General features: G+C 61.6%; 28 protein-coding genes. 12 read left to right on the top strand and 16 right to left on the bottom strand.

What is annotated here, in order from left to right; translation table 11 throughout:
- Positions 1 to 4: 4 nt before the first annotated feature.
- The 6 genes from J7392_RS14720 to J7392_RS14695 form a co-directional block, all read right to left on the bottom strand.
- The gene (locus tag J7392_RS14720) at positions 5 to 1,039 is read right to left on the bottom strand and encodes a beta-eliminating lyase-related protein (protein WP_209218270.1); all 1,035 of its coding nucleotides are present in this window, start codon (positions 1,037 to 1,039) and stop codon (positions 5 to 7) included.
- A complete protein-coding gene (locus J7392_RS14715) occupies positions 1,039 to 1,509 on the bottom strand; it encodes a YcgN family cysteine cluster protein (RefSeq protein ID WP_067262747.1) in 471 nt (156 codons plus the stop codon). The genes J7392_RS14720 and J7392_RS14715 overlap by 1 nt, the downstream gene beginning before the upstream one ends.
- On the bottom strand, positions 1,506 to 2,438 hold the full coding sequence (locus tag J7392_RS14710) for a bifunctional riboflavin kinase/FAD synthetase (RefSeq protein WP_209218269.1): 933 nt from the start codon (positions 2,436 to 2,438) through the stop codon (positions 1,506 to 1,508). The genes J7392_RS14715 and J7392_RS14710 overlap by 4 nt, the downstream gene beginning before the upstream one ends.
- A gap of 62 nt (positions 2,439 to 2,500) precedes the next feature.
- Positions 2,501 to 2,944 (bottom strand): MaoC family dehydratase, encoded by a 444-nt coding sequence (locus tag J7392_RS14705; RefSeq protein WP_067267345.1) that lies wholly within the window; start codon positions 2,942 to 2,944, stop codon positions 2,501 to 2,503.
- An 89-nt stretch (positions 2,945 to 3,033) separates the two neighbouring features.
- Positions 3,034 to 3,906 carry a TIGR01459 family HAD-type hydrolase gene (locus tag J7392_RS14700; RefSeq protein ID WP_209218268.1) on the bottom strand — a complete coding sequence of 291 codons (873 nt, stop codon included), beginning with the start codon at positions 3,904 to 3,906 and terminating at the stop codon, positions 3,034 to 3,036.
- Between the two features lie 50 nt (positions 3,907 to 3,956).
- Complete coding sequence (locus J7392_RS14695; RefSeq protein ID WP_209218267.1) at positions 3,957 to 4,877, bottom strand: manganese-dependent inorganic pyrophosphatase; 921 nt, start codon at positions 4,875 to 4,877, stop codon at positions 3,957 to 3,959.
- 151 nt (positions 4,878 to 5,028) lie between these two features.
- Here J7392_RS14695 and J7392_RS14690 point away from each other — a divergent pair, with 151 nt between their 5' ends.
- The 3 genes from J7392_RS14690 to groL all read left to right on the top strand — a co-directional run bounded on the left by J7392_RS14690 (position 5,029) and on the right by groL (position 7,871).
- A complete protein-coding gene (locus J7392_RS14690; RefSeq protein ID WP_209218266.1) occupies positions 5,029 to 5,709 on the top strand; it encodes a DUF2161 family putative PD-(D/E)XK-type phosphodiesterase in 681 nt (226 codons plus the stop codon).
- A gap of 166 nt (positions 5,710 to 5,875) precedes the next feature.
- Positions 5,876 to 6,163, top strand: coding sequence for a co-chaperone GroES (groES, locus tag J7392_RS14685; RefSeq protein WP_067267338.1), 288 nt, complete (start codon positions 5,876 to 5,878; stop codon positions 6,161 to 6,163).
- A gap of 64 nt (positions 6,164 to 6,227) precedes the next feature.
- A complete protein-coding gene (gene groL, locus J7392_RS14680; protein WP_209218265.1) occupies positions 6,228 to 7,871 on the top strand; it encodes a chaperonin GroEL in 1,644 nt (547 codons plus the stop codon).
- Between the two features lie 99 nt (positions 7,872 to 7,970).
- Here the strand turns inward: groL and J7392_RS14675 are convergent, their stop codons facing one another.
- Positions 7,971 to 8,399 carry a response regulator gene (locus J7392_RS14675; protein ID WP_209218264.1) on the bottom strand — a complete coding sequence of 143 codons (429 nt, stop codon included), beginning with the start codon at positions 8,397 to 8,399 and terminating at the stop codon, positions 7,971 to 7,973.
- A 23-nt stretch (positions 8,400 to 8,422) separates the two neighbouring features.
- Positions 8,423 to 10,402, bottom strand: a complete 1,980-nt coding sequence (locus J7392_RS14670; protein WP_209218263.1) for an ATP-binding protein — start codon at positions 10,400 to 10,402, stop codon at positions 8,423 to 8,425.
- Between the two features lie 110 nt (positions 10,403 to 10,512).
- On the opposite strand from J7392_RS14670, the gene J7392_RS14665 reads away from it, so the two are divergent.
- The 3 genes from J7392_RS14665 to J7392_RS14655 all read left to right on the top strand — a co-directional run bounded on the left by J7392_RS14665 (position 10,513) and on the right by J7392_RS14655 (position 13,816).
- Positions 10,513 to 11,961, top strand: coding sequence for an extracellular solute-binding protein (locus J7392_RS14665; RefSeq protein ID WP_348540704.1), 1,449 nt, complete (start codon positions 10,513 to 10,515; stop codon positions 11,959 to 11,961).
- 70 nt (positions 11,962 to 12,031) lie between these two features.
- The gene (locus J7392_RS14660; RefSeq protein ID WP_209218262.1) at positions 12,032 to 12,781 is read left to right on the top strand and encodes a HAMP domain-containing sensor histidine kinase; all 750 of its coding nucleotides are present in this window, start codon (positions 12,032 to 12,034) and stop codon (positions 12,779 to 12,781) included.
- Between the two features lie 186 nt (positions 12,782 to 12,967).
- Entirely contained in the window at positions 12,968 to 13,816 is an 849-nt protein-coding gene (locus J7392_RS14655; RefSeq protein ID WP_209218261.1) for a DMT family transporter, read from the top strand.
- Here the strand turns inward: J7392_RS14655 and J7392_RS14650 are convergent.
- Positions 13,782 to 14,246, bottom strand: a complete 465-nt coding sequence (locus tag J7392_RS14650) for an NUDIX domain-containing protein (protein WP_209218260.1) — start codon at positions 14,244 to 14,246, stop codon at positions 13,782 to 13,784. The two genes, J7392_RS14655 and J7392_RS14650, sit on opposite strands and share 35 nt — an antisense overlap.
- Positions 14,247 to 14,309: 63 nt before the next feature.
- Between J7392_RS14650 and J7392_RS14645 the strand changes: the two genes are divergently transcribed.
- Entirely contained in the window at positions 14,310 to 15,110 is an 801-nt protein-coding gene (locus J7392_RS14645) for an alpha/beta fold hydrolase (protein WP_209218259.1), read from the top strand.
- Positions 15,097 to 16,239, top strand: coding sequence for an alpha-D-ribose 1-methylphosphonate 5-triphosphate diphosphatase (locus tag J7392_RS14640; protein ID WP_209218258.1), 1,143 nt, complete (start codon positions 15,097 to 15,099; stop codon positions 16,237 to 16,239). Before J7392_RS14645 ends, J7392_RS14640 begins: the two co-directional genes overlap by 14 nt.
- A gap of 2 nt (positions 16,240 to 16,241) precedes the next feature.
- Here the strand turns inward: J7392_RS14640 and J7392_RS14635 are convergent, their stop codons facing one another.
- The 3 genes from J7392_RS14635 to J7392_RS14625 all read right to left on the bottom strand — a co-directional run bounded on the left by J7392_RS14635 (position 16,242) and on the right by J7392_RS14625 (position 18,110).
- Entirely contained in the window at positions 16,242 to 17,312 is a 1,071-nt protein-coding gene (locus tag J7392_RS14635) for a 5-(carboxyamino)imidazole ribonucleotide synthase (RefSeq protein WP_209218257.1), read from the bottom strand.
- A complete protein-coding gene (purE, locus tag J7392_RS14630) occupies positions 17,305 to 17,790 on the bottom strand; it encodes a 5-(carboxyamino)imidazole ribonucleotide mutase (RefSeq protein ID WP_209218256.1) in 486 nt (161 codons plus the stop codon). Before purE ends, J7392_RS14635 begins: the two co-directional genes overlap by 8 nt.
- 95 nt (positions 17,791 to 17,885) lie before the next feature.
- Positions 17,886 to 18,110 (bottom strand): DUF465 domain-containing protein, encoded by a 225-nt coding sequence (locus J7392_RS14625; protein WP_067267347.1) that lies wholly within the window; start codon positions 18,108 to 18,110, stop codon positions 17,886 to 17,888.
- Between the two features lie 163 nt (positions 18,111 to 18,273).
- Between J7392_RS14625 and J7392_RS14620 the strand changes: the two genes are divergently transcribed.
- The 3 genes from J7392_RS14620 to J7392_RS14610 all read left to right on the top strand — a co-directional run bounded on the left by J7392_RS14620 (position 18,274) and on the right by J7392_RS14610 (position 19,867).
- Positions 18,274 to 18,687 (top strand): Hsp20 family protein, encoded by a 414-nt coding sequence (locus J7392_RS14620; RefSeq protein WP_067267324.1) that lies wholly within the window; start codon positions 18,274 to 18,276, stop codon positions 18,685 to 18,687.
- Between the two features lie 4 nt (positions 18,688 to 18,691).
- A complete protein-coding gene (locus tag J7392_RS14615) occupies positions 18,692 to 18,910 on the top strand; it encodes a DUF1150 family protein (protein WP_007119022.1) in 219 nt (72 codons plus the stop codon).
- A 78-nt stretch (positions 18,911 to 18,988) separates the two neighbouring features.
- Complete coding sequence (locus J7392_RS14610) at positions 18,989 to 19,867, top strand: PhzF family phenazine biosynthesis protein (RefSeq protein ID WP_209218255.1); 879 nt, start codon at positions 18,989 to 18,991, stop codon at positions 19,865 to 19,867.
- A gap of 59 nt (positions 19,868 to 19,926) precedes the next feature.
- Here the strand turns inward: J7392_RS14610 and J7392_RS14605 are convergent, their stop codons facing one another.
- On the bottom strand, positions 19,927 to 21,639 hold the full coding sequence (locus J7392_RS14605; RefSeq protein WP_209218254.1) for a bifunctional sulfate adenylyltransferase/adenylylsulfate kinase: 1,713 nt from the start codon (positions 21,637 to 21,639) through the stop codon (positions 19,927 to 19,929).
- Positions 21,640 to 21,832: 193 nt separating this feature from the next.
- Positions 21,833 to 22,837, bottom strand: coding sequence for a thioredoxin-disulfide reductase (trxB, locus tag J7392_RS14600; protein ID WP_209218253.1), 1,005 nt, complete (start codon positions 22,835 to 22,837; stop codon positions 21,833 to 21,835).
- Between the two features lie 215 nt (positions 22,838 to 23,052).
- Between trxB and J7392_RS14595 the strand changes: the two genes are divergently transcribed.
- Complete coding sequence (locus tag J7392_RS14595; RefSeq protein ID WP_067267317.1) at positions 23,053 to 23,553, top strand: Lrp/AsnC family transcriptional regulator; 501 nt, start codon at positions 23,053 to 23,055, stop codon at positions 23,551 to 23,553.
- 2 nt (positions 23,554 to 23,555) lie between these two features.
- Here J7392_RS14595 and J7392_RS14590 read toward each other — a convergent pair whose 3' ends face one another.
- The gene (locus J7392_RS14590) at positions 23,556 to 24,269 is read right to left on the bottom strand and encodes a Hint domain-containing protein (RefSeq protein ID WP_209218252.1); all 714 of its coding nucleotides are present in this window, start codon (positions 24,267 to 24,269) and stop codon (positions 23,556 to 23,558) included.
- 271 nt (positions 24,270 to 24,540) lie between these two features.
- On the bottom strand, positions 24,541 to 24,684 hold the full coding sequence (locus J7392_RS14585) for a hypothetical protein (RefSeq protein WP_169306083.1): 144 nt from the start codon (positions 24,682 to 24,684) through the stop codon (positions 24,541 to 24,543).
- Positions 24,685 to 24,849: the final 165 nt, after the last annotated feature.

Genomic DNA, 24,849 nt, shown 5'->3' with positions numbered 1-24,849 from the left:
GCGTTTAGAAGTGGCTCAGGAACTGGTCGATCTGCTCACGGCTGATCGACCAGTCGCAGACCATGCGCGCCGCGACCATCTCATCATCATCACCGTCCAGCGTGCCGTCCCACAGATAATAGCGCGCGCCCGCTTCATGCAGCTTGCGGTGGATGGCGCGGGGGAAACGGGCGAAAATCATGTTCGCCGCAGGCTCATGCAGGAATTCCGCCCCCGCCGCGCGCAGCCCTTGGGCAAGATGGGCGGCATTGGCATTGGCCGCCTTGGCCGTTTCCAACCATGTGCCATCTGCAAGGTAGCCCGCCATCTGGGCCGAGAGATACCGATGTTTGGAGAAGAGATGCGCCCCGCGCTTGCGGCGCAACTCGAACTCCCACGCCTTTTTGGGGTCGAAGAAGACCACCGCTTCGACACCCATGCAGCCGTTCTTGGTGCCGCCAAAGCTCACCACATCGACGCCCGATTTCCACGTCATCTCAGCCGGGGTGCAGTCCAGTGCCACCAGCGCATTGGCAAAACGCGCGCCGTCCATATGGACGGGCAGGTCGTATTCCTTGGCCACCGCGGTCAGCGCGCGCAGCTCTTCAAGGCTGTGCACCCCGCCGCGTTCCGTGACTTGCGTGATCGACACTGGGCCGCGTTGCGGCGTGTGCACGTCGCCCGCCACCCGCGCCACGATGGCGCGGCGCAGGGCCTCGGGGGTCATCTTGTCTTCGGTCTCCACCAGCGTCAGCTTGGCCGCGCCTGCGTAGAACTCGGGCGCGTTGCACTCATCCTCTTCGATATGCGCGACCTTGGAACAGAAGATCGTCTGCCACGGCTGGGTGTAGCAGGCCAGCGCCAGCGCATTGGCCGCGGTGCCGGTGGCAACGAGGTAGACCTCGGCCTCTGGCGCCTCGAACTGCTGCCTGATTTGGTCGCGGACCTCCTCCATGATCGGGTCTTTGCCGTAGGGCATCGCGTAATCGGTATTGGCGGCGATCACGCGCTCCATCACCTTGGGGTGGACGGGACCGGCGTTGTCAGAGGCGAAAAACATCAGGTGGGCTCCTCGATAATATGGTCTTCCCATTCTTCGAACGGGGTATCAAATTCGGACACGGTATCAAATTGCACGCTGACCCCGGCGTCATGCACGCTGTCCGGCGTGCCGGTCTTGAGCGGGTGCCACTCGGGCAGGGGCTTGCCCTCCCAGAGCAGGCGATAAGCGCAGGTCTGGGGCATCCAATAGGCATGGGTATCAAGGTTGTCGGGGCGCAGCACGATGCAGTCGGGCACGAATTCATGCCGGTTCTCGTAATGCACGCAGCGGCAGCTGCTGTCGTCGAGCAGGCGGCAGGCGACGCGAGTCAGGGCCACTTCGCCGCTGTCTTCGTCTTCCAGCTTGTTAAGGCAGCATTTCCCGCAACCGTCGCAGAGCGCTTCCCATTCGGTCTGGGACATCTCCGTCAGGGGTTTCTTCTCCCAGAACTTCGGGGTCAGGCCCTTGCGGGGGATCGGATCGCTCATAACGCCGCCAGAATGGTCCGGGCGCGGTCGCAGTCCTGCCCCATCTGGGCGATCAGCGCATCGAGGCTGTTAAACTTCTCTTCGCCGCGCAGATGTTCGACCAGCCCGACCGACAGTGGCGCGCCATAAAGGTCGCCTTTGAAGTCAAAGACATAGGTCTCGATATTGGCTTTGTTCTCACCGAACATCGGGCGGGTGCCGATGCTGGCCGCACCGTGATAGCTGCCCTTATGCGGCCCCTCCAGCACGTCGACCAGCACGGCATAGACGCCAAAGGCGGGCGGGTGCAGACCGTCGATGGACATATTCGCGGTGGGAAAGCCCAGCTCGCGGCCGCGCTGCTCGCCCGAGATCACCGGCCCGTCAATGCGGTGCCAATGGCCCAGCATGGCGGCGGCCTCACGCGGCGCGCCGCGCGTCAGTGCCTCGCGGATGGCGGTCGACGACACGGTCAGCTCATCACGCGCCATCAGCGGGGCAATGGTGACGCCAAAGCCATATTGCGCGCCGAAGCGAACCAGATCCTCAGCCGTGCCTTCGCGGCCCTTGCCAAAGCAGAAGTCAGCGCCGACGACCACATGGGCCAGCCCCAGCCCTTCATGCAGCACGTCGCGGGCAAAAGCCTCGGGCGAGAGGCCCGCAAGCGTGCTGTTGAAGGCCAGTTCATAGAGCCGTTTGACGCCGATCTTTTCCAGCCGATGCGCGCGGGCCTCGCGGCCCATCAGGCGAAAGGGCGGGGCGCCGGGGGCGAAATATTCGCGGGGATGCGGCTCAAAGGTAACGACGCCGAGGGGCGCATCGGGCGCCGCCTGCTGCGCCAGTTCGATCACCGACCGGTGGCCAAGGTGGACGCCATCGAAATTGCCGATCGCGGCGGTGGCACCGCGATCTGGCAGGTCGACGAATTGATAATCTCGGATGATCCGCATGCGCCTTGCCTAGCCGTGCTGCGGGGCAAGAGCAAGATGCACAGGCGGCGAAAACCGCCTGCTTAGTCGAGCTTGGCCGAGGGCGCCAGCACCGTGGCCTCTCCGGCCAGCACGGGTTTGCCGTCGACCGTACAGCGGCAGTCCATTTTCACGCGGCGTTTGGCGATGTCCATGTCGGTCACGGTGACTTCCGCCAGCACCATATCGCCGGGGCGCACGGGGCCGAGGAATTTGAGCGATTGCCCAAGGTAGATCGTGCCATGGCCGGGCAGCTGTTCCCCGATCACCGCCGAGATCAGCCCAGCGGTCAGCATCCCATGGGCGATGCGCCCCTCGAATATCGTCTCGCGGGCATAGTCGTCATCCAGATGCACCGGGTTGCGGTCGGTCGAGACCTGCGCGAAAAGTTCGATATCCATATCGGTCACGACTTTGCGCAGATGGCGCGACATGCCGATTTCGATATCTTCGATGCAGATCGTCCCGCGTGGCATATTGTCCAACATGACGGCTCCTTGGTAACAAAGTGACGCTAGGCTGCGCCGAGTTGCAACTTTATTACTTCGCAGTTGCAGAAAATCAAGCTCTTTCTGGGTTAGCGCAAGAATCCGATGGCATAGGTCGGGGCCGATGCTTCGCGGTCGAGATAGGCGCGGAGCTTGGCTTCGTCTGGCTGCTCGGTCGTGGCGGTTTCCGCGGCGGCCAGCCCCCCGGTGATGAAGAGCGAATCGATGCCTTCGTCCATTGCGCCTTTGACATCCGTCAGGATGCCGTCACCGATGGCGAGGATGCGATTGTCGGGGATGTCGACCTCGAGCGCGGCAAGGCGGCGGCGGGCGAGGTCATAGATCGGGGCGTGGGGCTTGCCGAAATAGAGGCTTTCGCCCCCCATTTCCGTATAGAGGGCAGCCAGCGCACCGGCACACCATTCGCGCACCTCGCCCCGGTCGACCACGATATCGGGGTTGGCGCAGAGCAGCTTCAGCCCGCGGGCGATGGCCTGCTCAAACTCGGGGCGCATGACTTCCGGGTCAGCCATGGCATCGACGGGGCCGGTGCAGACGATGCCCTCGGCCTGCGCCAGCGGGACGGTCTCGATCTCAACCGGGTCTTTCAGGATGGTCAGCGGCTCGAAAAACTTGCGCTCTCCGGGATGGCCGATGAACCAGACCTTTTCGCCCACGGCCCCCCGGAACATCGCTGACCGCGCGGAATCGCCGGAGGTTGCGATGCTGTCCCATGCGTCTTGCGGCACGCCGAATTGCTGCAACTGTTTCTCCACGCCTCCACGGGGGCGGGGGGAGTTGGTGACCAAGACGACCTTGCCGCCGGTCTTGCGATATGCCTGCAAGGCCGCCACCGCCGCGGGCAGCGCTTTGCGCCCGTCATGCACGCAGCCCCAAAGATCGACGAAAAGCGCGTCATATTGATCGGATACGTCGGGCAGGGCAGAGATAATGCGGGTCATGGGGCGGCCTTTCAAAAAGTGAGGGCGGGCACTTGGCCCGCCCGATTGGCTTACATCTTGAGGTTCGGGATGATCTGCTTTTTACGGCTCATCACACCGGGCAGCACGACCGTGTCGCCGGAGACCTCAGCGCCAAAGCTCTGCTCGGCGATGTGTTTGACCATGTCGTTGGGCACCAAGAGCGTCGCCTCTTCTTTCAGAATGTCGACGATGAACAAAAGCACCTGCGCGGCACCGTCGGCTTCGGCCACTTTGGGCATTTCGGCCATCAGCGCGTCCTTACGCTCGAGCAGCGGCGCGGGGGAGGTGGTTTCCAACACGCTCACGCGCAGGTTGGTGCCGTCAAGGTCAAAGCCCTTGCTGTCCATGCGCAGCAGTTCCGCTTCGCTGAAGGCAGAGACATCGGATTTCGCGGCGAACATTTCGGTCGCGTAATCCGTGATATCGACGCCGAGATCCTGCGCGATGTCATGGGCGATGGCGCGGTCTTCTTGGGTGGTGGTCGGGCTGCGGAACTCAAGCGTGTCCGACAGAATGCAGGACAGGGCCGCGGCCTTCACACCGCGCGGGGCCTGTGCCCAATCCTTGCCGATCATTTTGTACATGATCGTCGCGGTGCAGGCGAGCGGCTGGATGTTGATCTCGATCGGGCCGCGTGTCTCAAGCCCCGCCACCAGACGGTGGTGGTCGATGATGCCGGTGATATCGGCGTCATTGATGTTGTCGGGCAGTTCGGCGGGGTTGTTGGTGTCGACGATGACAACCTTGGTGTCGGCCTCAAGCTCGGTCAGGATTTCGGGCTTTTCGAGGTCCCATTTGTCGAGCATGAACAGCGCTTCGGTATTCGGCTCGCCCAGCAGGACGGGTTTGGCGGGGATGCCTTTGATCACATTGAGATACCATGCCCAAACGATCGGGCTGCCGGTGCTGTCGGTGTCGGGGGATTTATGGCCAAAAACAAGCGTTGTCATGGGGCGGTCCTGTCTGTTCGGGTGGATTTGCGCGCCTTATAGCAGGTTGAATAGGCTTGTCACCTGCGCGCGCTGCAATGCGGCATTGCGCGGCACTTTCAGCCGCCGCCGCCCTTTGCATAGCGCCGCGCGATGGGGCAAGTTGCGTGCCATGAGCAATCCGCGCGAAACCGATCTTTACCCGCCGATCAAAGCCTTCCTTGAGGATCAGGGCTATGTGGTGAAGGCCGAGGTCGGCGCGGCGGATGTGGTGGCCGTGCGCGGGGCAGAGCCGCCGGTGGTGGTCGAGTTGAAGCTCGGCTTCTCGCTGGCGCTGTTTCATCAATGTCTGGCGCGGCTGAAAGTGGCGGATGATGTCTACCTTGCCGTGGCGCGCCAACCGGGAAAGCGCTTTGCCAAGGCGGTGAAGGACAACGTCACGCTGGCCCGGCGGCTGGGGCTGGGGCTGATCACCGTGCGGCTGTCGGACGGGCTGGTTGAGGTGCATTGCGATCCCGGTCCCTATGCCCCGCGCAAGAATGCCAAACGGGCGGCGCTGCTCTTGCGGGAGTTTGCCCGGCGGCAAGGGGATCCGAACGACGGCGGCCAGACCCGGGCGGGGCTGGTGACGGCTTACCGACAGGATGCGCTGAAGCTCGCGGTTTATCTGTTCGAAGCGGGCGCCAGCAAAGGCGCGGATGTGGCCCGCGCGACTGGCGTCTCGGCGGCGACCCGCATGATGCGGGACGATCACTATGGTTGGTTTGAAAAGGTCGACAAAGGCATATACGGGCTGACCCCAAAGGGGGCCGAGGCCGTTGCGACTGCGGGGCGCATTTTGGGGGCCGAATGATGGTTCCAATGCGCGCAAAATTTTTCAACGCCGTTGTTGACAGGCCGCGGGCCGCTCCTTAGCTATGCATCGTTATCACTCACATGGGTCGAGTGCTAACGGCTGCACCCCTCGCCCGGAGGGGGTGGCTTGGAAGAGTAACTTTGAGCCTTAAGGAGCTGCAAAGATGGCATTGAAACCGCTTCATGACCGTGTGCTGGTCAAGCGCACAGAAAGCGAAGAAAAAACCGCCGGCGGGCTGATCATCCCCGATTCCGCCAAGGAAAAGCCTTCCGAAGGTGAAGTCGTGGCTGTCGGCACCGGCGCCCGCAAAGACAACGGCGAGCTGATCGAAATGGCCGTCGCACCCGGCGACAAAATCCTTTTCGGCAAGTGGTCCGGCACAGAGGTCACCGTCGACGGCGAAGAAATGCTGATGATGAAAGAAAGCGACATCATGGGGATCATCGCGTAAGCCACCCGGCTTGCCGACCCTTTGAAGACGCTGACATCAATCCAAGATTTTAGGAGAAGACAACATGGCTGCTAAGGACGTCAAATTTGACACCGATGCCCGCAACCGGATGCTCAAGGGTGTGAACATCCTTGCCGATGCGGTGAAAGTCACACTCGGCCCCAAAGGCCGGAACGTGGTTCTGGACAAATCCTTCGGCGCACCGCGCATCACCAAAGACGGTGTATCCGTGGCGAAGGAAATCGAACTGGAAGACAAGTTCGAGAACATGGGCGCGCAGATGGTCAAGGAAGTCGCTTCCCGGACCAACGACGAAGCCGGTGACGGCACCACCACCGCGACCGTTCTGGCCCAAGCCATCGTGCGCGAAGGCATGAAATCGGTTGCCGCTGGCATGAACCCGATGGACCTCAAGCGCGGTATCGATCTGGCGACTGCCAAGGTCGTCGACGCGATCAAAGCCGCCGCACGTGACGTGTCCGACAGCGACGAAGTCGCGCAGGTTGGCACCATCTCCGCCAACGGCGAGCGTGAAATCGGCCGCCAAATCGCAGATGCGATGCAGAAAGTCGGCAACGAAGGCGTGATCACCGTCGAAGAGAACAAAGGTCTGGAAACCGAGACCGATGTCGTCGAAGGTATGCAGTTCGACCGTGGCTACCTCAGCCCCTATTTCGTCACCAACTCCGACAAGATGACTGTCGAGCTGGAAGACGCGATCATCCTGCTGCACGAGAAGAAACTGTCGAGCCTTCAGCCGATGGTGCCGCTGCTCGAGCAGGTGATCCAGTCCCAGAAGCCGCTTCTGATCATCGCCGAAGACGTCGAGGGCGAAGCCCTGGCGACCCTCGTCGTGAACAAGCTGCGTGGTGGTCTGAAAATTGCTGCTGTGAAGGCGCCGGGCTTCGGTGACCGTCGCAAAGCGATGCTGCAAGACCTCGCAATCCTGACCGGTGGTCAAGTGATCTCCGAAGACCTCGGCATGAAGCTCGAGTCCGTGACCATGGACATGCTGGGTTCGGCCAAGAAAGTGTCGATCACCAAAGACGAGACCACCGTTGTTGACGGCGCTGGCGAGAAGGCCGAGATCGAAGCCCGCGTGGCTCAGATCCGCAACCAGATCGAAGAGACCACCTCCGACTACGACCGTGAGAAGCTGCAAGAGCGCGTTGCCAAACTGGCAGGCGGTGTTGCCGTGATCCGCGTTGGCGGCATGACTGAAGTCGAAGTGAAAGAGCGCAAAGACCGCGTCGATGACGCGCTGAACGCGACACGTGCCGCTGTTCAAGAAGGCATCGTCGTTGGCGGTGGTGTGGCTCTGGTTCAAGGCGCCAAGAAGCTGGAAGGCCTCACAGGCGACAACAACGACCAGAACGTCGGTATCTCCATCGTCCGTAAGGCGCTGGAAGCACCGCTGCGTCAGATCGCTGAGAACGCTGGTGTGGACGGTTCGGTTGTGGCCGGCAAAATCCGCGAAAGCGACGACCTGAAGTTCGGCTTCAACGCACAGACCGAAGAATATGGCGACATGTTCTCCTTCGGCGTCATCGACCCGGCGAAAGTGGTGCGCACCGCACTGCAAGATGCAGCTTCGATCGCAGGTCTGCTGATCACCACCGAAGCGATGGTTGCTGACAAGCCCGCCAAAGAGGGCGCAGCCCCCGTAGGCGGCATGCCCGACATGGGCGGCATGGGCGGCATGATGTAAGCCAGCCCTTTCGGCTAAGGTTCCGGAGGCGCGCCAGCGATGGCGCGCCTCTTTTCGTTTCGGGGGGCTTAGACTGGCGGTTATCCGGTTCTCATCGGGCTAACTGGGCAGCTCCACGATCCGCGCGTAGGTGTTAAGCATGTCGAGCGCATTGGCAAAGGTCTCTGACGGGTTCTCCTTCACGATATAGCCCGCGACATTCTTGCTATAGGCCGATTGCACATCCGTGGGCATGTCGGAGGTGGTGAAGACGAAGACCACCATACGCTCCAAGGCGGGATCGGCCCGAACGACCTCCAAGAACTCAAGCCCCCCCATGCGCGGCATATTGAGGTCGAGCGTGATGATATAGGGCGGCAATCGCCCGTGCCGTTTCACTTCCTCGGCCAGAAACTCAAGCGCTTGCTGTCCGTCATGGCAAACCGCCGTCTCATTGACGATCTTCAACTTGCGCATTGCCCGTTGCATGGCCATCACGCTGACTTTGTCGTCATCGACGATAAGAAATTTCGCGGGCGTCGTTTCCATCCGATACTCCTTTCCGACTTTCGTCACGCTGCGGCCGCCACGGGCAGGGGTTGATGCGTTTGAGGTGCCAATGGAAGCTCAACCACAAAGGTCGCGCCGCGCCCTTTGTCAGGGTCGGAAAATAGCGTGACCTTGCCTTTTTGGTGGGCCGCAAGCTTGCTTACGATGGCGAGGCCCAAGCCGCTCCCCTCAACCTCATCGCGTGGTTTAAGGGTTTGAAAGAGTTCAAATATCTTTTGCTGATGCCGAAGCTCTATCCCCGGACCATCATCGCGGACGGTCAAGACAAGGTGGTCCTGCCGACGCTGCGCACTGATATGGATCGCCCCATGATCCCGGTCATGGTGTTTGATGGCGTTCGAGATGAGATTGCCCAAGATTTGCTGCAAGGGTGTGAGCTGCGCGTCGACGACCTGGTCCGCGCCGGTGAAGGTGATTTTGAAACGGCCTTCGGTATCGATGTAGCGAGCGAGCTCCGTCACCAAACGCCCAAGATGCACGGGCTCCGACGCAGGTTGGTCTTGCCCTGCGCGAGCGTAGTCCAAAAGATCGGCCAAAAGACGGTTTAGCCGGTCGATCCGTTGTTGAGACATCAGCAAATAGCTTCGGCTTTCGGCACTTAGCGCGTTGTCCTCGTCCTCCAGCACCCAAAGGCTCAATTCATGCACCGCCCGGAGGGGCGACCGCAGGTCGTGCGCAGCGACATAGGCAAATTTCTCCAACTCGGTATTCGAGCGCCGAAGCTCCTCTGCTGTGGTGCGGAAGACGGTCAATGCGCGCGCCATCTCTCCAAGCTCGTCCCGCCCTCTCACGGTAATCGGATGGTCGAGATCCCCCCGAGCGATCGCGGTCACGGAATCGGTCAAGCGTCTGATCCGGCGATTAAACTGCCGTTCGATAACCAAGCCGTTGGTCATTGCAATCACGAGAAAGGCGCAGGCCATGGTGAGACCCACGGTCCAAATGACCTGGCTGATGGTATCACGCAGGGCCTGCGTCGCAGCATCCACCCGCTCTAGGGTGTTTTTGGTCAGATCGGAGGAGATATCGGAAATTTCCACGATCATGGGAAGGTGTTCGGCTTGCAGCCTTTCGAAGCTACTATGGAACCGCAGGCGGGCCGTTGTATGAGCAAAGAGCCCTGTTTTGGGACGCAGCAGCAGGTCGCGCAACGCGTCAATTTGGCGTGCAAGTGACCGCCTGCTTGCTGCCTCGTGAATGCGCGGTAAGCGGGTTATAGCATCCTGAAAATGTTCTTCGACAAGCAGTTTCGCGCGCGCGAGTTGAAGGGGTTGGTTCTGTAGCCCTTGCGACATGACGATATTGATCAGCGTGTCGAGACTGAGCCGAATGTCATTCAAATTGACCGCACTTAACAGCAATTCGGGAAAGCGAGACGTAGGATTTTCAAGCTGGCCGGAACCCGAGTTCCCAAAGGGTTCGTCCAGAACAGCTTCGGTCTGCCGAGAAAGCCGATAGGCCAGATCGTCGATAATGAGGTGACTTTGCTCTTGAATTTGCTCGACAAGATCGAGGGTTGAGACGATTTGCGCCTCTGCGCGCCGCATCTCCTGAAGGCTGACTACTGTCGCATCCGTCGCACGCCGTGCCATCTGCAGACGCTGTTCCAGTCGGGCGGCCAAGGGGGGCGCGATCTCGGACGTCGACAGATCAGCCAAAAGTTTGGAGATTTCGCTGATCTTTGTCCCGATTTCCTGCCCAAGGACAGATCGCGAAGCAGTGGTATCTTGCTGATTTAACTGCTCAATCGAAAGGAATACACCATTCAAAGAACGCTCAATCTGCTGGGAGACGCCCAACATCGGTAGCGCCGATTGGCTTAGATGAGCATGACTGGCCAACACAGCGCGCATTTGCCCCGTAGCAACCCACCCCGCTAGCCCGATGATGCACGCAACGAGCAGAAAAGCTGCCCTGAGACGGGTGCTGATGCGGCTGCCGAAAAGCTGCAGGAGGCGCCAAGGGGGGTGCATCGTTTTCATGCCTTGTGAATAGCCGTGACCGATTAACGCAATGTTAATCGCCGTGGCCCTAAAACCAGCGCCATGACAGCGGGAGGGGTTCCTGCCCCGGCGGATTGGAGGATCGAATCGTGTCAGGCGGCCGCAGATTGACAAGGCGAACGGTTTCAATCGGATTGGGCGCCGGTCTCAGCACGCTGATCGCCGCTCCGGCATTCGGTGAGGCGATCGATATAAAGGTGGCCGCGCAGGCCCGCGAATTGGGGGGAAACGCCAAGACGCTTTCGGTGCTGTTGCCTGAAGGGTCGCGGGCCAATCTCGCGCCGGTTGCAAAAGCCTTTACAGAACGGACCGGGGTCGCGGTTGACCTACAAGAAGTGCATGTAGATCAGATCAACGCGGAACTGATGCTCAATAGCGTACTCGGTGACGCGCGATATGACGTCGCTTTGCCCGCGACTTTTGGTGTCGCAGATCTGGTGGCCGCGGGGGCGGTCCATGCTTTGGATGGCTTCGCCGCACGCTATGAACCGCCGGGGTTTCGCGACCCTATGCTTTATCAAGAAGGGGATAGGTTCGACGGTAAAACTTATGGATTTCAAACGGATGGCGACGCCTATTTGATGTTCTACCATCGCGAGATGCTGCGCGATCCGCATGAACAAGCGCGCTACGCCGATCGTTTCGGCTATCCACTTGTTCAGCCAGAAACTTGGCAGGAACTGGACCGGCAGATCCGGTTCTTTCATGCACCAGAGGCCGGTCGATATGGCGGACTGTTGTTCCGCACGCCGGGGTACCTCGCATGGGAATGGTGGGTGCGGTTTCACGCCAAGGGCTATTGGCCTCTGTCCCCCGATATGACTCCGCAAATTGCAGATAATCCGGGGGTGGCGGCGCTGGAAGAGTTGATCGCGATCACGGACTGCCTTGCCCCCGAAAGTTCGAGCCTGGGGCTGTTTGGAAATTGGGCGCGATACGCGAAGGGCGATGTCTATTGTAACATCGGCTGGGGCGGAACGCAGAAATACCTTAACTCTCGTCGATCATCGATGCGCGGACGGATGGTTTATGGGCCAACCCCCGGAGGGCAGGTGGGGGAGGAACTGCTCGAAATCCCCTCTTTCAATTGGGGATGGAGCTTTGTCATCAGCGCGGCATCGACCCAGAAAGAACTCGCCTATCTGTTCGCCCTCTTCGCGGTCACGCCAGCAATGTCGACACTTGCCGTTCGGCAGCCGGATGGGTTTTTCGACCCTTTTCGTAATGAGCACTACAGCGACCCGGGAGTGGAGGCGGCCTATTCAAAGCCCTTTCTCGAGGTGCATCGCGCGGCGCTTAAAGGGGCGATTCCCGATTTCTATTTGAAAGGGCAATCAGAGTATTACCAAACATTGGGAAGGGGATTGGATAAGGCCCTTCAGGGTGAGGTTTCGCCTAAAATGGCCCTGACCCGGGTTGCACAGCAATGGCAGTTGATCACAAGCCGGGTTGGACGCGAAAGGCAAATACAAAGGTGGGCGCGCCTGCGTGCGAAATATCCCCCCAATGCGCGTCGATTGCTACGGGTTAAAGCTTGATGGAACCTTTGGTCCTAATTCGGGCTAGCAGGGCGTTTTGCTCATGCGCTGATCGCAGGGAGGTCGCGATATGACGCAGCGGCTGTTAAAGTTACCTGCCGACCATGAGCTACCATCGTGCGAAGAGCCGCAGCCTGCCGGGCCTGATGCAGAGGAGTTTATCCATTTGGTAAGTCACGATCTGCGCAGTTCCATTCGCGCGCTGTTGGAACTGCCTGAATGGATCGCCGAGGATATTGAGTACGCGGGATTGGAGATAAACGCTTCGGTCCACAGTTCTATCGCCTTGATGAAGCGGCACACGCGGCGGTTGGATCGGATGTTAGTCGACCTGCTTCAATACTCACGCGCCGGAAGAGGGCGCGATGCGTCTGAGGTCGAACTTAAGCAGGCCTTTCATGCCGCGGTAGAGGAAGTCGGGCCGCCCAGTGGTTTCCGGGTTAATCATCACTTCGGGTGCGACTCTTTTCGCTTCGACGAGCAGGACCTGCACTCGCTTTTCGTGGCGTTGATTGGGAACGCGATCAAGCATCATGATCGGTTTTCCGGGCGGGTCAAGGTAGTGGTAAAAAGCGAAGGGGAGGCCATGATGCTGACCGTTTCCGATGATGGGCCGGGAATACCGCCGCGTTATCATGAGCGTGTCTTCCAGCCGATGACAACATTGCGATCGCGCGATGAGGTTGAAGGATCGGGCTTGGGGCTGGCCTTGGTTCGCAAAATCGCAGGAGCTTATGGGGGCCATGCCTGTTTGGTATCCACCGGTGCTGAGCGTGGTACGACTGTATCCGTGCGTTTGGAGGGCGTGGCTATGACATAGCACAGGTGAAACCCCGGGGAGTCATGGAATTCCTTCTGGCGCCACTATCTAATTGCAGCGCGCGTACCGCTTTATTCGTCCACGCCAATCAATGCGAAGGAGGAGATCATCACGTCCCAGTTAGAACCTTGTGCCAAAGGCATTCCGCGCTTGGCGCGGCTCGAGAGTGAGGCTAAGCGAGAGGCCATGCAGCTTCTCTTTCTTTCCGCCCTCACCATGTGCGCTTTTGCGGCGAACTCAATTTTGACCCGAATGGCGGTGGACGGCGGGCATATCGATCCGGCGGGCTTTGCCCTTGTGCGGGTCGGTGCGGGGGCATTGGTTTTGGCCATCTTGGTTGCGCTGCGGGGTGGACGGTTGCCGCTTTTGCGGCGCAACAGGATCGGCGGGGCCGTGAGCCTGGCTGTCTATATGATCGGGTTCAGTCTGGCGTATCTGACGTTGGACGCAGGGCTCGGGGCGCTCATCCTTTTTGGCGTGGTGCAGATTACCATGTTCACCTACGCCGCTTTGACCGGCGCGGCGCCCACCGCGCGGCAGATCACAGGTGCTGCGGCGGCTTTCGCGGGATTGGTTTTGGTCCTCTGGCCGGATGGGCAGGGTTCCACTGATCCAATCGGCGCCGGGCTGATGGTTCTGGCGGGGATCGGCTGGGCCGCCTATACGATCATCGGTCGCACATCGGGCGATCCGCTGGCGGCGACTTCGGCGAACTTTTTGCTGTGTTTGCCGTTCATGCTCATCCTGCCCGCTTTTGCGGGGGCGCAGTTCAGCCTGACGGGGCTTTTGTTGGGCGCGCTTTGCGGCGGGCTGACCTCGGGCCTTGGCTATGCCCTGTGGTATGCGGTGCTGACGCGGATCGACGGGGGCACGGCGGCGGTGGCGCAGCTGAGCGTGCCGATCATCGCGATCCTCGCCGGGGCGCTGCTCTTGGGTGAGCCGCTGAGCTTGACGCTTATCCTCGCGACGGCCTTGGTTCTGGGCGGGATCGCTTGGGCGATCAGCGCAAAATCGGCTCCAAAGGATCGTAGGTGATCGCCGCCTTCGCCGGGCCAAAAGCGACTGTGCCGAGGCTATCGGGCTTGTGGGGAACTTGTGCCAGTTCCGCTTGGGTGACCCATCGATGCCGCGTGACGATGGCCTCTCGGTCTTGCCAATCGGGGGCGATTTGGGCGGATCCGAGGATGTGGCATCTGAAATAGATATCCACCTGATGGAAATCGCCGCCGGGGTCGTGGAACTCATTGACCAAACAGGGCGCGCCGACCGAGATCGTGAGGCCCGTTTCCTCAAACACCTCGCGGCGCAGGTTGTCGGGGAGGGAGGCACCGGCCTCCACCCCGCCGCCGGGGGCGCACATCAGGCCCAGCCGATCATCGGCATAGGCGTTGACCAGCAACAGCCGGTCTTCGTGCAGCAGCACGGCGCGGGCGGCCAATCGAGGGCAGGGTCGGGGCATCGGCATACTTTCGTCAGGTAACGCGCCAAGACCATTTCACAGTCGGGGCAATCAGTCTATCTGGAGGGCATGATGAGATTTTTCACCCTGCTGATTGCCGCGATCTTCTTGGCGATCCCCCTGCCTGCCGCGGCCGAAAACGCGGCGGGGCGCTGTGTTGTTTTGCTGCATGGGCTGGCTAGGACCGAGATGTCTTTTGCCGTGATGGAAGCCGCCTTGGCCGCCGAAGGCTACCGCGTGGTGCGCCCGGGCTACGCTTCGACTGAGGCCAATATCGCGGAATTGGCGAAACAGACCCTGCCGCGCGCGATTGAGGCCTGCGGCACCGCGCGGATCGATTTCGTGACCCATTCCATGGGCGGTATTTTGGTGCGCAAATGGGTGGTCGAGGCCGGGGCCGACCGGGTCGGGCGCGTGGTGATGCTGGGGCCGCCCAATCACGGCAGCGAGGTGGTGGACGAATTGGTCGAGAACCCTGCGTTCGAATGGTTGAACGGGCCCGCCGGGGCCGAGATCGGCACCGATGACGCGGCCTTGCCGAACCAATTGCCGCCGGTCCCTTTCGAATTAGGCGTGATTGCCGGCTCACAGTCGCTCAACCCCTATTTTTCGAGCCTTTTGCCGGGGCCGGATGACGGAAAGGTCTCGGTCGCCTCGACCCGTGTGGCGGGGATGAAAGACCATATCGTCCTGCCGGTGACCCATACCTTTATGATGAACAACCCGCGCGTTATCGCCCAGACCATGGCCTTTCTGAGAACCGGCAGTTTTGACCGGTCGATGACCTTTATCGATGGCGTCCTGAATGCGATCGGCTGCCCGGAAGCGGGCTGCCTGCCGGGGGTGGGAGGGGACGATGCCAAACCTTGATCTCGTCAATGCGGAGGTGCTCCACCCCGAGGGGCTGAGCCGCGCGCCGTTGTCTTTTGCCGACGGGGTGATTGCCGATGCCCCGGTCGGGCGGCCCATTGATCTGACCGGCTTTCAAGTCTTGCCGGGGATCGTCGATCTGCATGGCGACGCGTTCGAGCGGCATCTGGCACCGCGTCGCGGGGCGATGAAACAACTATCCGAAGGGTTGGTCGCAGCGGAGGCAGAGCTCGCGGCGAATGGCATGACCACCGCGGTTTTGGCGCAATTAGTCAGCTGGGAAGGCGGGCTGCGGGGGCTGGCGTTCGCCGATCAAGTCTTTAGCGGCATCCGCGACACCGCGCCGGATTTGGTCACCGACATCCGCCCGCAGCTTCGGTTTGAGACCCATATGCTCGACCTCTACGACAGCCTGCCGCAGCGCATGGCGGAGTGGGGCGTGGGCTATGTGGTGTTCAACGATCACCTGCCGCATGACCGTTTGGCGGCGGGCAAGACCCCGAAACGGCTGGTCGGGCAGGCCCTGAAGGCCGGGCGCAGCCCGGAGATCCATTTGGCACAGATGCAGGAGATGCACGCGCGGCGCGATGAGGTGCCCGCGGCGCTGGACGGGCTTTGCGCGGAACTGGCGCAGCGTGGCGTTAAAATGGGCAGCCATGATGACCAGACCGCCGAGGGCCGCGCCCTTTGGCGGGCGCGGGGCGTGACGCTGGCGGAATTCCCCGAAACGCAGGAGGCTGCCGAGGCCGCGCATGGGGCAGGGGATGCGGTCATCATGGGCGCGCCCAATGTGGTGCGCGGCGGGTCGCATAACGGCAACCTTTCGGCGCTGGACCTGATCAGCATGGGGCTCTGTCACGCGCTGGCGTCGGATTACCATTACCCCTCGCCGCGCCGCGCCGCCTTGATGCTGGCGCAGAGCGGATTGCTGGACCTTGCGGGCGCTTGGGCGCTTGTCTCATCCGGGCCGGCGCAGGTGCTGGGACTTTCGGATCGCGGCACGCTGGCGCCGGGCAAACGCGCCGATATCGTCGTCTTGGACAAGGCCACGGGCCGCGTCGCCGCCACTTTCGCGGCGGGGCGGGTGAGCTTCATGTCCGGCGCGGTGGCGGAACAGTTCTTCGGCTGACCTCAGCCGCGGGTGATCTGGTTGACATGACCCATCTTGCGGCCCGGTTTGACCTCGGCCTTGCCGTAGAGATGCAGTGCGGTGTCGCGGGCGCGGGCGAGTTCGGGCACGCGGTCCATGTCATCGCCGATGAGGTTGGTCATCACCACATCCGCATAGCGCTGCCCATCGCCCAAGGGCCATCCGGCCACGGCGCGGATATGCTGCTCGAACTGGTCGATGGTGCAGCCGTTCTGGGTCCAATGGCCAGAGTTATGCACCCGCGGAGCGATCTCATTCACGATCAGCCCCTGCGGCGTGACGAAAAGCTCGACCCCCATGACGCCGACGTAATCCAGCGCGTTCAGCACGCGACCGGCAAGCAGCACCGCGTCGGTGCGCTGTGCATTGCTGATCTTGGCGGGCACGGTGGTGGTGTGCAGGATGCCATCGCGGTGGACATTCTCACCGGGGTCGAAACAGGCGACCTCGCCCGTGGCACTGCGCGCGGCGATGACAGAGATTTCGGCGCTGAAGTTCACGAAACCTTCGAGCACGGAAGGCGCGCCGTTCATCTCGGCCCATGCGGCGTCGAGGTCGGCATCGTCTTTCAGCCGCGCTTGCCCCTTGCCGTCATAGCCGAAACGGCGGGTTTTGAGGATCGCAGGCGTGCCGATCTGGGCCACGGCGGCCTTCAGGCTGGCGGCGTCGGTCACATCGGCGAAAGGGGCCACGCGCAGGCCAAGATCGCCGAGGAAGGTCTTCTCGGTCAGCCGGTCTTGGGAAATGCGCAGCGCCTCGCGGCCCGGGCGCAGCGGGGTGATCGCCTCGACCACGTCGAGCGCTTCGGTGGGGATGTTCTCAAACTCGAAAGTGACGATGTCACAGGCACGGGCGAAAGCCTCCAGCGCCTTGTGGTCGTCATAGGGGGCGGTGGTCACCGCATGGGCCACATCGGCGGCGGGCGGGTTGGCGCCCGGCTCGAAGATATGGGTGCGAAAGCCAAGCCGTGCTGCGGCGACAGAAAGCATACGGCCCAATTGGCCGCCGCCCAGAATGCCGATGGTGGCGCCGGTTTGCAGGGGTTCAGTCATGCGGCACCTCGGGGATCGAAGCGCTGAGCGCGTCGCGCCAATCGTCCAGCCGTTTGGCCAATTCCGGGTCTTGCAGCGCAAGGATGCCCGCCGCCATCAGGGCGGCATTGGCCGCGCCTGCGGCACCGATGGCCATGGTCGCGACCGGGAAGCCGCGCGGCATTTGCAGGATGGAATAGAGCGAATCCACCCCCGACAGCGCCTTGGTCTGCACCGGCACACCGATCACCGGCACCCGGGTTTTGGAGGCCATCATGCCCGGCAAATGCGCCGCCCCGCCTGCGCCCGCGATGATGACTTGCAAACCCCGGTCCACCGCCGTCTTGCCATAGTCCCAGAGCCGGTCCGGGGTGCGATGGGCCGAAACGATGCGCGCCTCGAAGGGGATGTTAAGCTCGTCCAGCAGGGTTGCTGCTTCGCGCATGGTGGCCCAGTCGGACTGGGACCCCATGATGATGCCAACCGGGGGCGTGGTCATTGCTGCGGGCCTTCTCTTGGTGGATCAGAGCGCGCACTATACCCATCATGGCCCATCTGGCAACGCCGATTGCCGCGGGCCATGGGGATAATGGGTCAGGCGATGATATCGGGCGTCAACCGGTCTTCGATCTGGGCGATCAAATCCTTGAGGCGCAGTTTGCGTTTCTTGAGCCGTTGCAGGGTCAGTTGATCCCCGGTGCCGCGTTCGACCAGCGCATGGATGGCGTCATCCAGATCGCGATGTTCCCGTCGAAAGACCTCAAGCTCGACACGCAGCACTTCGTCCGTTTTCATCGACAGATCGGTAGGGGCATTCATGGGCAGGTGATTCCGTTGGGCATCTGAACCTTGAATATAAGCGGTTGAGATCATTTGGCATAGCCCTTGCGCCCTTGCCCAAGCCCCCCCATATTCAATGCAACGGGCTGCCGGTTGCGGGGCCTGTGAAACACTGTCGCTTGACCTGATAAGGACGTGTCGCATGACGAAATTAACGCTTGCCTCTTACCCGCATATGCTTGGGTTTGAACAATTGGAACGGGTGCTCGAACGCAGCGCCAAGGCCGGAAACGAAGGTTATCCGCCGTTCAACATCGAACAAACCTCGGACTACAGCTATCGCATCACGCTGGCGGTAGCGGGTTTTTCGGAACAGGATCTGTCGATAACCGTTGAGGATAGACAGCTCGTGATCCGTGGGCGTCAGTCCGACGATGGCGAAGACCGGGTGTTCCTGCACCGTGGAATCGCCGCGCGTCAATTCCAGCGCTCGTTCGTACTGGCCGATGGGGTCGATGTGGGCGAGGCGGTTATGGAGAATGGTCTGCTGCATGTCGACCTGACCCGCGCCAAGCCTGAAACGGTGGTTCAAACCATCAAGATCAAGAAGGGGTAACATCATGCAAGACGCAATCACCCACGGAAACGACCGTATGGTCTATGTCAAAACCATCGCTGTCGCCGATCTGCCGCGCGAGGTGCGCGATCAGGCCGAGGGGCTTGAGCTTCTCTATGCCGTTCATGATGCCGAAGGGCAGCAGCTGGCGCTGGTCGGCGATCAGAAACTCGCCTTCTCATTGGCGCGAGAGCATGACTACCGGCCAGTGATGGTGCATTGACGCCGCGCGGCGCGACGATACGCTAAGCCCGATGCAAGGCCGCAGTCCGCTGCGGCCTTTTTTATTGGGAGCGGTCTTATGGATTTCGATTTCGACTGGGTAGACGCCTTTACCGACCAAGTCTTCGGCGGCAATGGCTGCGCCGTGGTGCATGGCGGGGCAGGGCTGCCGGATGAGCTATGCATGGCCTATGTGCGCGAAACATCCCTCGTGGAATGCACCTTTACCGGCCCGTCGGAGGTCGCGAATTTCAAGGTGAAATACTATCTCGCCAGTCGTGAGATACCCTTTGCGGGCCACCCCACCATCGCCACCGTCGCAGCGCTGCGCCATCGCGGGTTGATCGGCGAAGGGCCACTGCGGTTGGAGACTGGCGCGGGGATCGTCGAGGTCGAGGTACGCGGCTCCCAAATCGCCATGACCCAGATCGCGCCGGTTTTCGGGGAAGAAGTGCCCGCCGATCTCGTCGCCAAGGTGGGCGGTGTGGCACCCGAGGATATCATCGCCCCGCCGCAGGTAGTTTCTACCGGACTGCCGTTCTGTGTCACCGTTCTGCGCAGTCGCGCCGCCTTGGAAGGGCTGAAACTCAACCCCGAGGCGCTCGCGGCCTATAATGCCCATCTGGGGCAGGGCAGCGATATGATGGAGCCTTTTTGGGTCACCCTCGAAGGCGCGACCGCTGCGGGCAATACCTATGCGCGGCTGCTGCTGGCGCCACCCAGCCCCGCCGAAGACCCTTTCACCGGATCGGCGACGGGTGCCATGGCGGCCTATCTCTGGGCGCGCGGGTTGATCGACAGCCCAGCCTTCGTGGCCGAACAAGGTCACCTCATGGGCCGCCCCGGACGGGCGGAGGTCGAGGTGCTTGGCCCCCGCGATGCGATCACCGGTGTCCGCGTGGCGGGGCAGGGGCGCGTGGTAATGTCGGGCCAAGTTTTCATGCCCGAGGTGGCCTGACCCCAAACGCAAAACGCAGCCCCGAGGGGCTGCGCTGTTCTTGGCAAAGACTGATCGGTTTACTCCGCGATCAGCCCCATGTTTTCGAGCTTCAGCAACACCTGATGCGCGCAGTTGTCGACCTCGACATTCTCGGTCTCCAACACCAGTTCGGCGTTCTGCGGCACGTCGTAGGGGTCAGAAATGCCGGTGAATTCCTTGATCTTGCCTTCGCGCGCCAGCTTGTAGAGCCCCTTGCGGTCGCGGCGTTCACACTCTTCGATAGAGGTCGCGACATGCACTTCGACGAAGGCGCCAAAGTTCTCTACATCCTCGCGCACGGCGCGGCGGGTGGCGGCATAGGGCGCGATCGGGGCGCAGATGGCGATGCCGCCGTTCTTGGTGATCTCGGAGGCGACATAGCCGATGCGGCGGATGTTCAGGTCGCGGTGCTCTTTCGAGAAGCCGAGTTCGGAACTGAGGTTTTTCCGCACGATGTCACCATCCAGCAGCGTCACCGGGCGGCCGCCCATTTCCATCAGCTTGACCATCAGCGCGTTGGCGATGGTGGATTTGCCCGAGCCGGAGAAGCCGGTGAAGAAGACGGTGAAGCCCTGCTTGGAGCGCGGCGGGGAGGTGCGGCGCAGTTCTTTCACGACCTCGGGGAAGGAGAACCACTCAGGGATCTCCAAACCTTCGCGCAGACGACGGCGCAGTTCTGTGCCCGAGATGTTCAGGATGGTGACGCTTTCCTTGTCCTCGATCTCATCCATGGCCTCATATTGCGCGCGTTCCTGCACCCAGACCATATGTTTGAAATCGACCATTTCGATGCCCATTTCCTCCTGATGGGCGCGGAACAATTCCTGCGCGTCATAGGGGCCATAGAAGTCCTCACCGGCGGAGTTTTTGCCGGGGCCCGCATGGTCGCGACCGACGATGAAATGGGTGCAGCCGTGGTTCTTGCGGATCAGCCCGTGCCAGACGGCCTCGCGCGGGCCGGCCATGCGCATGGCGAGGTTCAGGAGCGACATGGAGGTGGTGGCGGCGGGGTATTTGTCGAGCACCGCCTCATAGCAGCGCACGCGGGTGAAGTGATCCACGTCGCCCGGTTTGGTCATGCCGACAACCGGGTGGATCAGCAGGTTGGCCTGCGCCTCACGCGCGGCGCGGAAGGTGAGTTCCTGATGCGCGCGGTGCAGCGGGTTGCGGGTTTGGAAGGCGACAACGCGACGCCAGCCCAGCTTGCGGAAATAGGCGCGCAATTCGTTGGGCGTATCGCGGCGCGCGCGAAAGTCGTAGTGCACCGGCTGCTGAATGCCGGTCACCGGACCACCGAGATATACGTTGCCCGCTTGGTTGTGCAGGTAGTTTACCGCCGGATGCGCCTCGTCATCCGCGCCGAAAACCTTCTCGGCCTCGCGCGATTTGTTCGGGGTCCAGCGGTCGGTCACGGTCATGGTCGCGAGGATCACGCCCTCTTGGTCGCGCAGGGCGATGTCCTGCCCTACTTCGAGCTGCTCGGCAAAAGCCTCGGTCACGTCGAGGGTGATGGGCATCGGCCAGAGGGAGCCATCCGCCAGACGCATATTCTCGACCACGCTGTCGTAGTCCTCTTCACCCAAGAACCCTTTCAGCGGGTTGAAGCCGCCGTTCATCAGGAGTTCCAGATCGCAGATCTGACGCGGGGTGAGGTCGAGGCTCACCAGATTGCCCGCCTCCACCTTCAGCTTCTGCGAAGACTCGTAAGAGACGTAGAGTTCGGGGATCGGCGTGAGGTTGCTGGGCATCATGACTATCACTTTTCTTCAGGGAACAGGCGGCTTCGGTCTCGGCTGCCATAGCTGCAAAAGATGTGAAAAGTCTATAGAACTAAGGGGTGTCGCCCCGTTAAAGGCCGAAATCCCATGATCCGAGGGTGGCCTGCAATTCGGGTGCTGAGGGGCGGCGGAAACCGGAATTATCTCCGCCGCGCCTTCGTCTGAGTTAAACGTCTTCCTTCACCTCGGCCCCGTAGCCGAGCGGGAGGGAGGTATCTTTGCCGTCATCATCGCCCACTTCGGCAAGGAAACGCTCGGCTTCGAGTGCTGCCATGCAGCCCATGCCGGCGCTGGTCACCGCTTGGCGGTACTTGTGGTCGGTCAGATCGCCCGCGGCAAAGACGCCGGGGATCGAGGTTTCGGTGCTGTCGGGTTTGGTCACGACATAGCCGCCCATGTGGGTTTCCAGCGTGTCTTTGACCAACTCGTTGGCGGGCGCATGGCCGATGGCGACAAAGACGCCCTTGGCGGGAATGTCGGTGATCTCGCCGGTCTTAACGTGTTTGACCTTCACACCTTCGACGCCCAGCGGGCTGTCGGTGCCGTAGACCTCATGCAACTCGTGGAACCACAGCGGCTCGATCTTGGGGTTCTTCATCAGCCGGTCGATCAGGATCTTCTCGGCGCGCAGCTCGTCGCGGCGGTGGATCAGCGTGACCTTGGAAGCGAAGTTGGTGAGGAACAGCGCCTCTTCCACGGCGGTGTTGCCGCCACCGATGACCACGATCTCCTGACCGCGGTAGAAGAAGCCATCGCAGGTGGCACAGGCAGAGACGCCAAAGCCCTTGAACTTCTCTTCGCTCTCCAGCCCCAGCCACTTCGCGCGGGCGCCGGTGGCGAGGATCACGGAATCTGCGACGTATGTCGTGCCGCTGTCGCCTTTGGCGTGGAAGGGGCGGCTCGACAGGTCGAGGTCGGTGATGATGTCGCCGATGATCTCAGTCCCCATGGCCTTGGCGTGGTCCTGCATACGGATCATCAGGTCGGGGCCCTGCACCTCGCTGTCGCCGGGCCAGTTCTCGACCTCGGTGGTGGTGGTCAGCTGGCCGCCCGGCTCGATCCCCTGCACGAGGATCGGCTCCAACATGGCGCGGCTTGCGTAGACCCCGGCGGTATAGCCTGCGGGGCCGGAGCCGATGATCAGTACCTTGGTTTTACGTGTCTCGGCCATCTGGCGCCCCCGGGCTGTCATTGATATTGCCCGCCTCATATAGCGATAGCCGCGAAGCCGTTAAACCCCTGCCGTCACCGCCCCGTCATTACGCTTGCGTGAACGGACGGGCGGCTGGCCTCAAAGGCCGTGATAAAGAATATTGCGCTTGTGTGAAACTTTATTGCGCGCACCACGCAGGCTGCTATAAGAATCGAAAATTCACTGAGGATGTTATGGCGGGTACACGACTTGATCCGATAGACCGGATGATCTTGGCCGAGTTGCAATCTGATGGCCGGATGACGAATGTCGAACTGGCCAAACGCGTCGGCATCTCCGCACCGCCCTGTTTGCGCCGCGTGCGTACCTTGGAAGAGCAGGGCTATATCAAAGGCTATCATGCGGATGTCGATGCGCGGGAACTGGGCTTTGAGGTGCAGGTCTTCGCCATGGTCGGGCTGGCCAGTCAGGCCGAGGCTGATCTGAGCGCGTTTGAAGAGAAATGCCGTGGTTGGCCGCTGGTGCGCGAGTGCCATATGCTGAACGGTGAGGTCGATTTCATCCTGAAATGCGTGGCACCGGATCTGTCGAGCTTTCAAAGTTTCCTGACCGGGCAATTGCTGACCACGCCCAATGTGGAGAGCGTGAAGACCAGCCTCGTGATCCGCGGGGCCAAGGATGAGCCCGGCGTGCCCTTCGACGTGTTGGAAGCGCGGCTGTCGACAGCGCCTTGAGATCAGCTGTCGGCGCGGTCTTCTGCCGCTTCAGGCGCGCGGGGATGGGCGAGGGGGCCGAAATCCCGCCCATGCGCGATCTGCGGAAACATGGATAGAAAGCGATCCCGCAGGCCGGGTGTTGCGTCACGCAGCGCTTGAGCGCCGGGGTGAAAGGTCTCCATCTCTAGCCCGCCTGCCTTGATCACCGCATGGCGCGACAGGCAGATATGAAACAGGCGCACCGGAGTTGGCGGGGTGACCTCGATCACATTGACCCCATCCACGAATTCGCACAGCGGGGTGAGCAGGCGGCTGCCCTCCGCCTCGGCCCGCAGGTGGGGCGGCGTCTGGAGCACCCGTGCGGCGGGGCCGAGGGTTAGGAACGAACTGGGGCGCCCCTCGCCGAAACTGTCGGGCATGATGCGGATGAGGGGCAGCCGCCCACTGTCTGCCGGGATGAAACGGCTCGACCCGATCCAGATCAACTGCGCCGGACCTCCGGCACTCGTGTGGATCATGTCGCCGGGCTGGAGATCTTCGATGGCGATGTCGCCCTGCACCGTTTGGATCGGCGTCCCGCGGGCGAAGGCTGCAAAGGCGGCTTCGAGAAGTGGCGCGGCGGGAGCGGTGTCTTGGCCGATATAGAGCGACCCGTCGGCGCGGAGCGCGGCGACTTCATAGCTGCGCATCGGCGCGGGCGGTGGGCCTTCGGCTTTGGTGGCGGTCTCAGTCATGCAAAACCCTTTGTCGGCCCGGCGTAGCGGTGCCGGGGCGGCATGCACCGGCGCAGGCTGACGGATACTGCGCCATGTTCTGCGGGGTTTGTCAAAATATCCGGCCTGAGTGCTGCGCTTTGCGCGCCAATCTCGGCTGAATGCGGGGGGCTGTTTCCCCGTCTGGCGTGGGAGCGCCATATTCGCATGAAAACGCCCCTCGCAACGAATCAACGGCACGAGGGGCGGTCTGCTATACCGGGCGCGTGGCGCCGGTACCGGGGGAAACTTTTCAGGCGGTCTTGCGGACCGGGGCGTTGCCGGAGCGTTTGGCGATGAAAGCGGCGCGGCGCGCACCGCGGGCCCAAGGCATGACGGTGTCGGTCTTGGCCGCTGTCTCGACAACGGATTTGATGAAGCGCGGGTTCTTTTTCATGGCTCTGTTCCTCTTCGGGTCACGCGGGCATCGTTGCATCCACTATCGCAGTGCAATCGGGCCGGTTTTTGACCGTGGGCGAGAAACTTGTGGAAATTTGACGGCTTGGAAGGGCGGTTTTGGGCGCCTTTGCCATACTTCGAAAAACGTTAATTTTCGGTGGTT

The organism is Sulfitobacter sp. R18_1, assembly GCF_017743915.1.
Classification (GTDB): Bacteria; Pseudomonadota; Alphaproteobacteria; order Rhodobacterales; family Rhodobacteraceae; genus Sulfitobacter; species Sulfitobacter faviae.
This window is presented reverse-complemented; position numbering and strand designations above follow the sequence as displayed.

What these genes read in the sequence shown, in the direction of transcription:
- J7392_RS14645 (WP_209218259.1), top strand. Translation starts at nt 14,310, where the DNA reads ATGATGAGATTTTTCACCCTGCTGATTGCCGCGATCTTCTTGGCGATC.
- J7392_RS14590 (WP_209218252.1), bottom strand. Translation starts at nt 24,269, where the DNA reads ATGACTGAGACCGCCACCAAAGCCGAAGGCCCACCGCCCGCGCCGATG.
- purE (WP_209218256.1), bottom strand. Translation starts at nt 17,790, where the DNA reads ATGACCACGCCCCCGGTTGGCATCATCATGGGGTCCCAGTCCGACTGG.
- J7392_RS14670 (WP_209218263.1), bottom strand. Translation starts at nt 10,402, where the DNA reads ATGAAAACGATGCACCCCCCTTGGCGCCTCCTGCAGCTTTTCGGCAGC.
- groES (WP_067267338.1), top strand. Translation starts at nt 5,876, where the DNA reads ATGGCATTGAAACCGCTTCATGACCGTGTGCTGGTCAAGCGCACAGAA.
- J7392_RS14635 (WP_209218257.1), bottom strand. Translation starts at nt 17,312, where the DNA reads ATGACTGAACCCCTGCAAACCGGCGCCACCATCGGCATTCTGGGCGGC.
- J7392_RS14610 (WP_209218255.1), top strand. Translation starts at nt 18,989, where the DNA reads ATGGATTTCGATTTCGACTGGGTAGACGCCTTTACCGACCAAGTCTTC.
- J7392_RS14585 (WP_169306083.1), bottom strand. Translation starts at nt 24,684, where the DNA reads ATGAAAAAGAACCCGCGCTTCATCAAATCCGTTGTCGAGACAGCGGCC.
- J7392_RS14640 (WP_209218258.1), top strand. Translation starts at nt 15,097, where the DNA reads ATGCCAAACCTTGATCTCGTCAATGCGGAGGTGCTCCACCCCGAGGGG.
- J7392_RS14620 (WP_067267324.1), top strand. Translation starts at nt 18,274, where the DNA reads ATGACGAAATTAACGCTTGCCTCTTACCCGCATATGCTTGGGTTTGAA.
- J7392_RS14650 (WP_209218260.1), bottom strand. Translation starts at nt 14,246, where the DNA reads ATGCCGATGCCCCGACCCTGCCCTCGATTGGCCGCCCGCGCCGTGCTG.
- J7392_RS14695 (WP_209218267.1), bottom strand. Translation starts at nt 4,877, where the DNA reads ATGACAACGCTTGTTTTTGGCCATAAATCCCCCGACACCGACAGCACC.
- J7392_RS14595 (WP_067267317.1), top strand. Translation starts at nt 23,053, where the DNA reads ATGGCGGGTACACGACTTGATCCGATAGACCGGATGATCTTGGCCGAG.
- groL (WP_209218265.1), top strand. Translation starts at nt 6,228, where the DNA reads ATGGCTGCTAAGGACGTCAAATTTGACACCGATGCCCGCAACCGGATG.
- J7392_RS14655 (WP_209218261.1), top strand. Translation starts at nt 12,968, where the DNA reads ATGCAGCTTCTCTTTCTTTCCGCCCTCACCATGTGCGCTTTTGCGGCG.
- J7392_RS14705 (WP_067267345.1), bottom strand. Translation starts at nt 2,944, where the DNA reads ATGTTGGACAATATGCCACGCGGGACGATCTGCATCGAAGATATCGAA.
- J7392_RS14605 (WP_209218254.1), bottom strand. Translation starts at nt 21,639, where the DNA reads ATGATGCCCAGCAACCTCACGCCGATCCCCGAACTCTACGTCTCTTAC.
- J7392_RS14615 (WP_007119022.1), top strand. Translation starts at nt 18,692, where the DNA reads ATGCAAGACGCAATCACCCACGGAAACGACCGTATGGTCTATGTCAAA.
- J7392_RS14675 (WP_209218264.1), bottom strand. Translation starts at nt 8,399, where the DNA reads ATGGAAACGACGCCCGCGAAATTTCTTATCGTCGATGACGACAAAGTC.
- J7392_RS14690 (WP_209218266.1), top strand. Translation starts at nt 5,029, where the DNA reads ATGAGCAATCCGCGCGAAACCGATCTTTACCCGCCGATCAAAGCCTTC.
- J7392_RS14700 (WP_209218268.1), bottom strand. Translation starts at nt 3,906, where the DNA reads ATGACCCGCATTATCTCTGCCCTGCCCGACGTATCCGATCAATATGAC.
- J7392_RS14660 (WP_209218262.1), top strand. Translation starts at nt 12,032, where the DNA reads ATGACGCAGCGGCTGTTAAAGTTACCTGCCGACCATGAGCTACCATCG.
- J7392_RS14710 (WP_209218269.1), bottom strand. Translation starts at nt 2,438, where the DNA reads ATGCGGATCATCCGAGATTATCAATTCGTCGACCTGCCAGATCGCGGT.
- J7392_RS14625 (WP_067267347.1), bottom strand. Translation starts at nt 18,110, where the DNA reads ATGAATGCCCCTACCGATCTGTCGATGAAAACGGACGAAGTGCTGCGT.
- J7392_RS14715 (WP_067262747.1), bottom strand. Translation starts at nt 1,509, where the DNA reads ATGAGCGATCCGATCCCCCGCAAGGGCCTGACCCCGAAGTTCTGGGAG.
- trxB (WP_209218253.1), bottom strand. Translation starts at nt 22,837, where the DNA reads ATGGCCGAGACACGTAAAACCAAGGTACTGATCATCGGCTCCGGCCCC.
- J7392_RS14720 (WP_209218270.1), bottom strand. Translation starts at nt 1,039, where the DNA reads ATGTTTTTCGCCTCTGACAACGCCGGTCCCGTCCACCCCAAGGTGATG.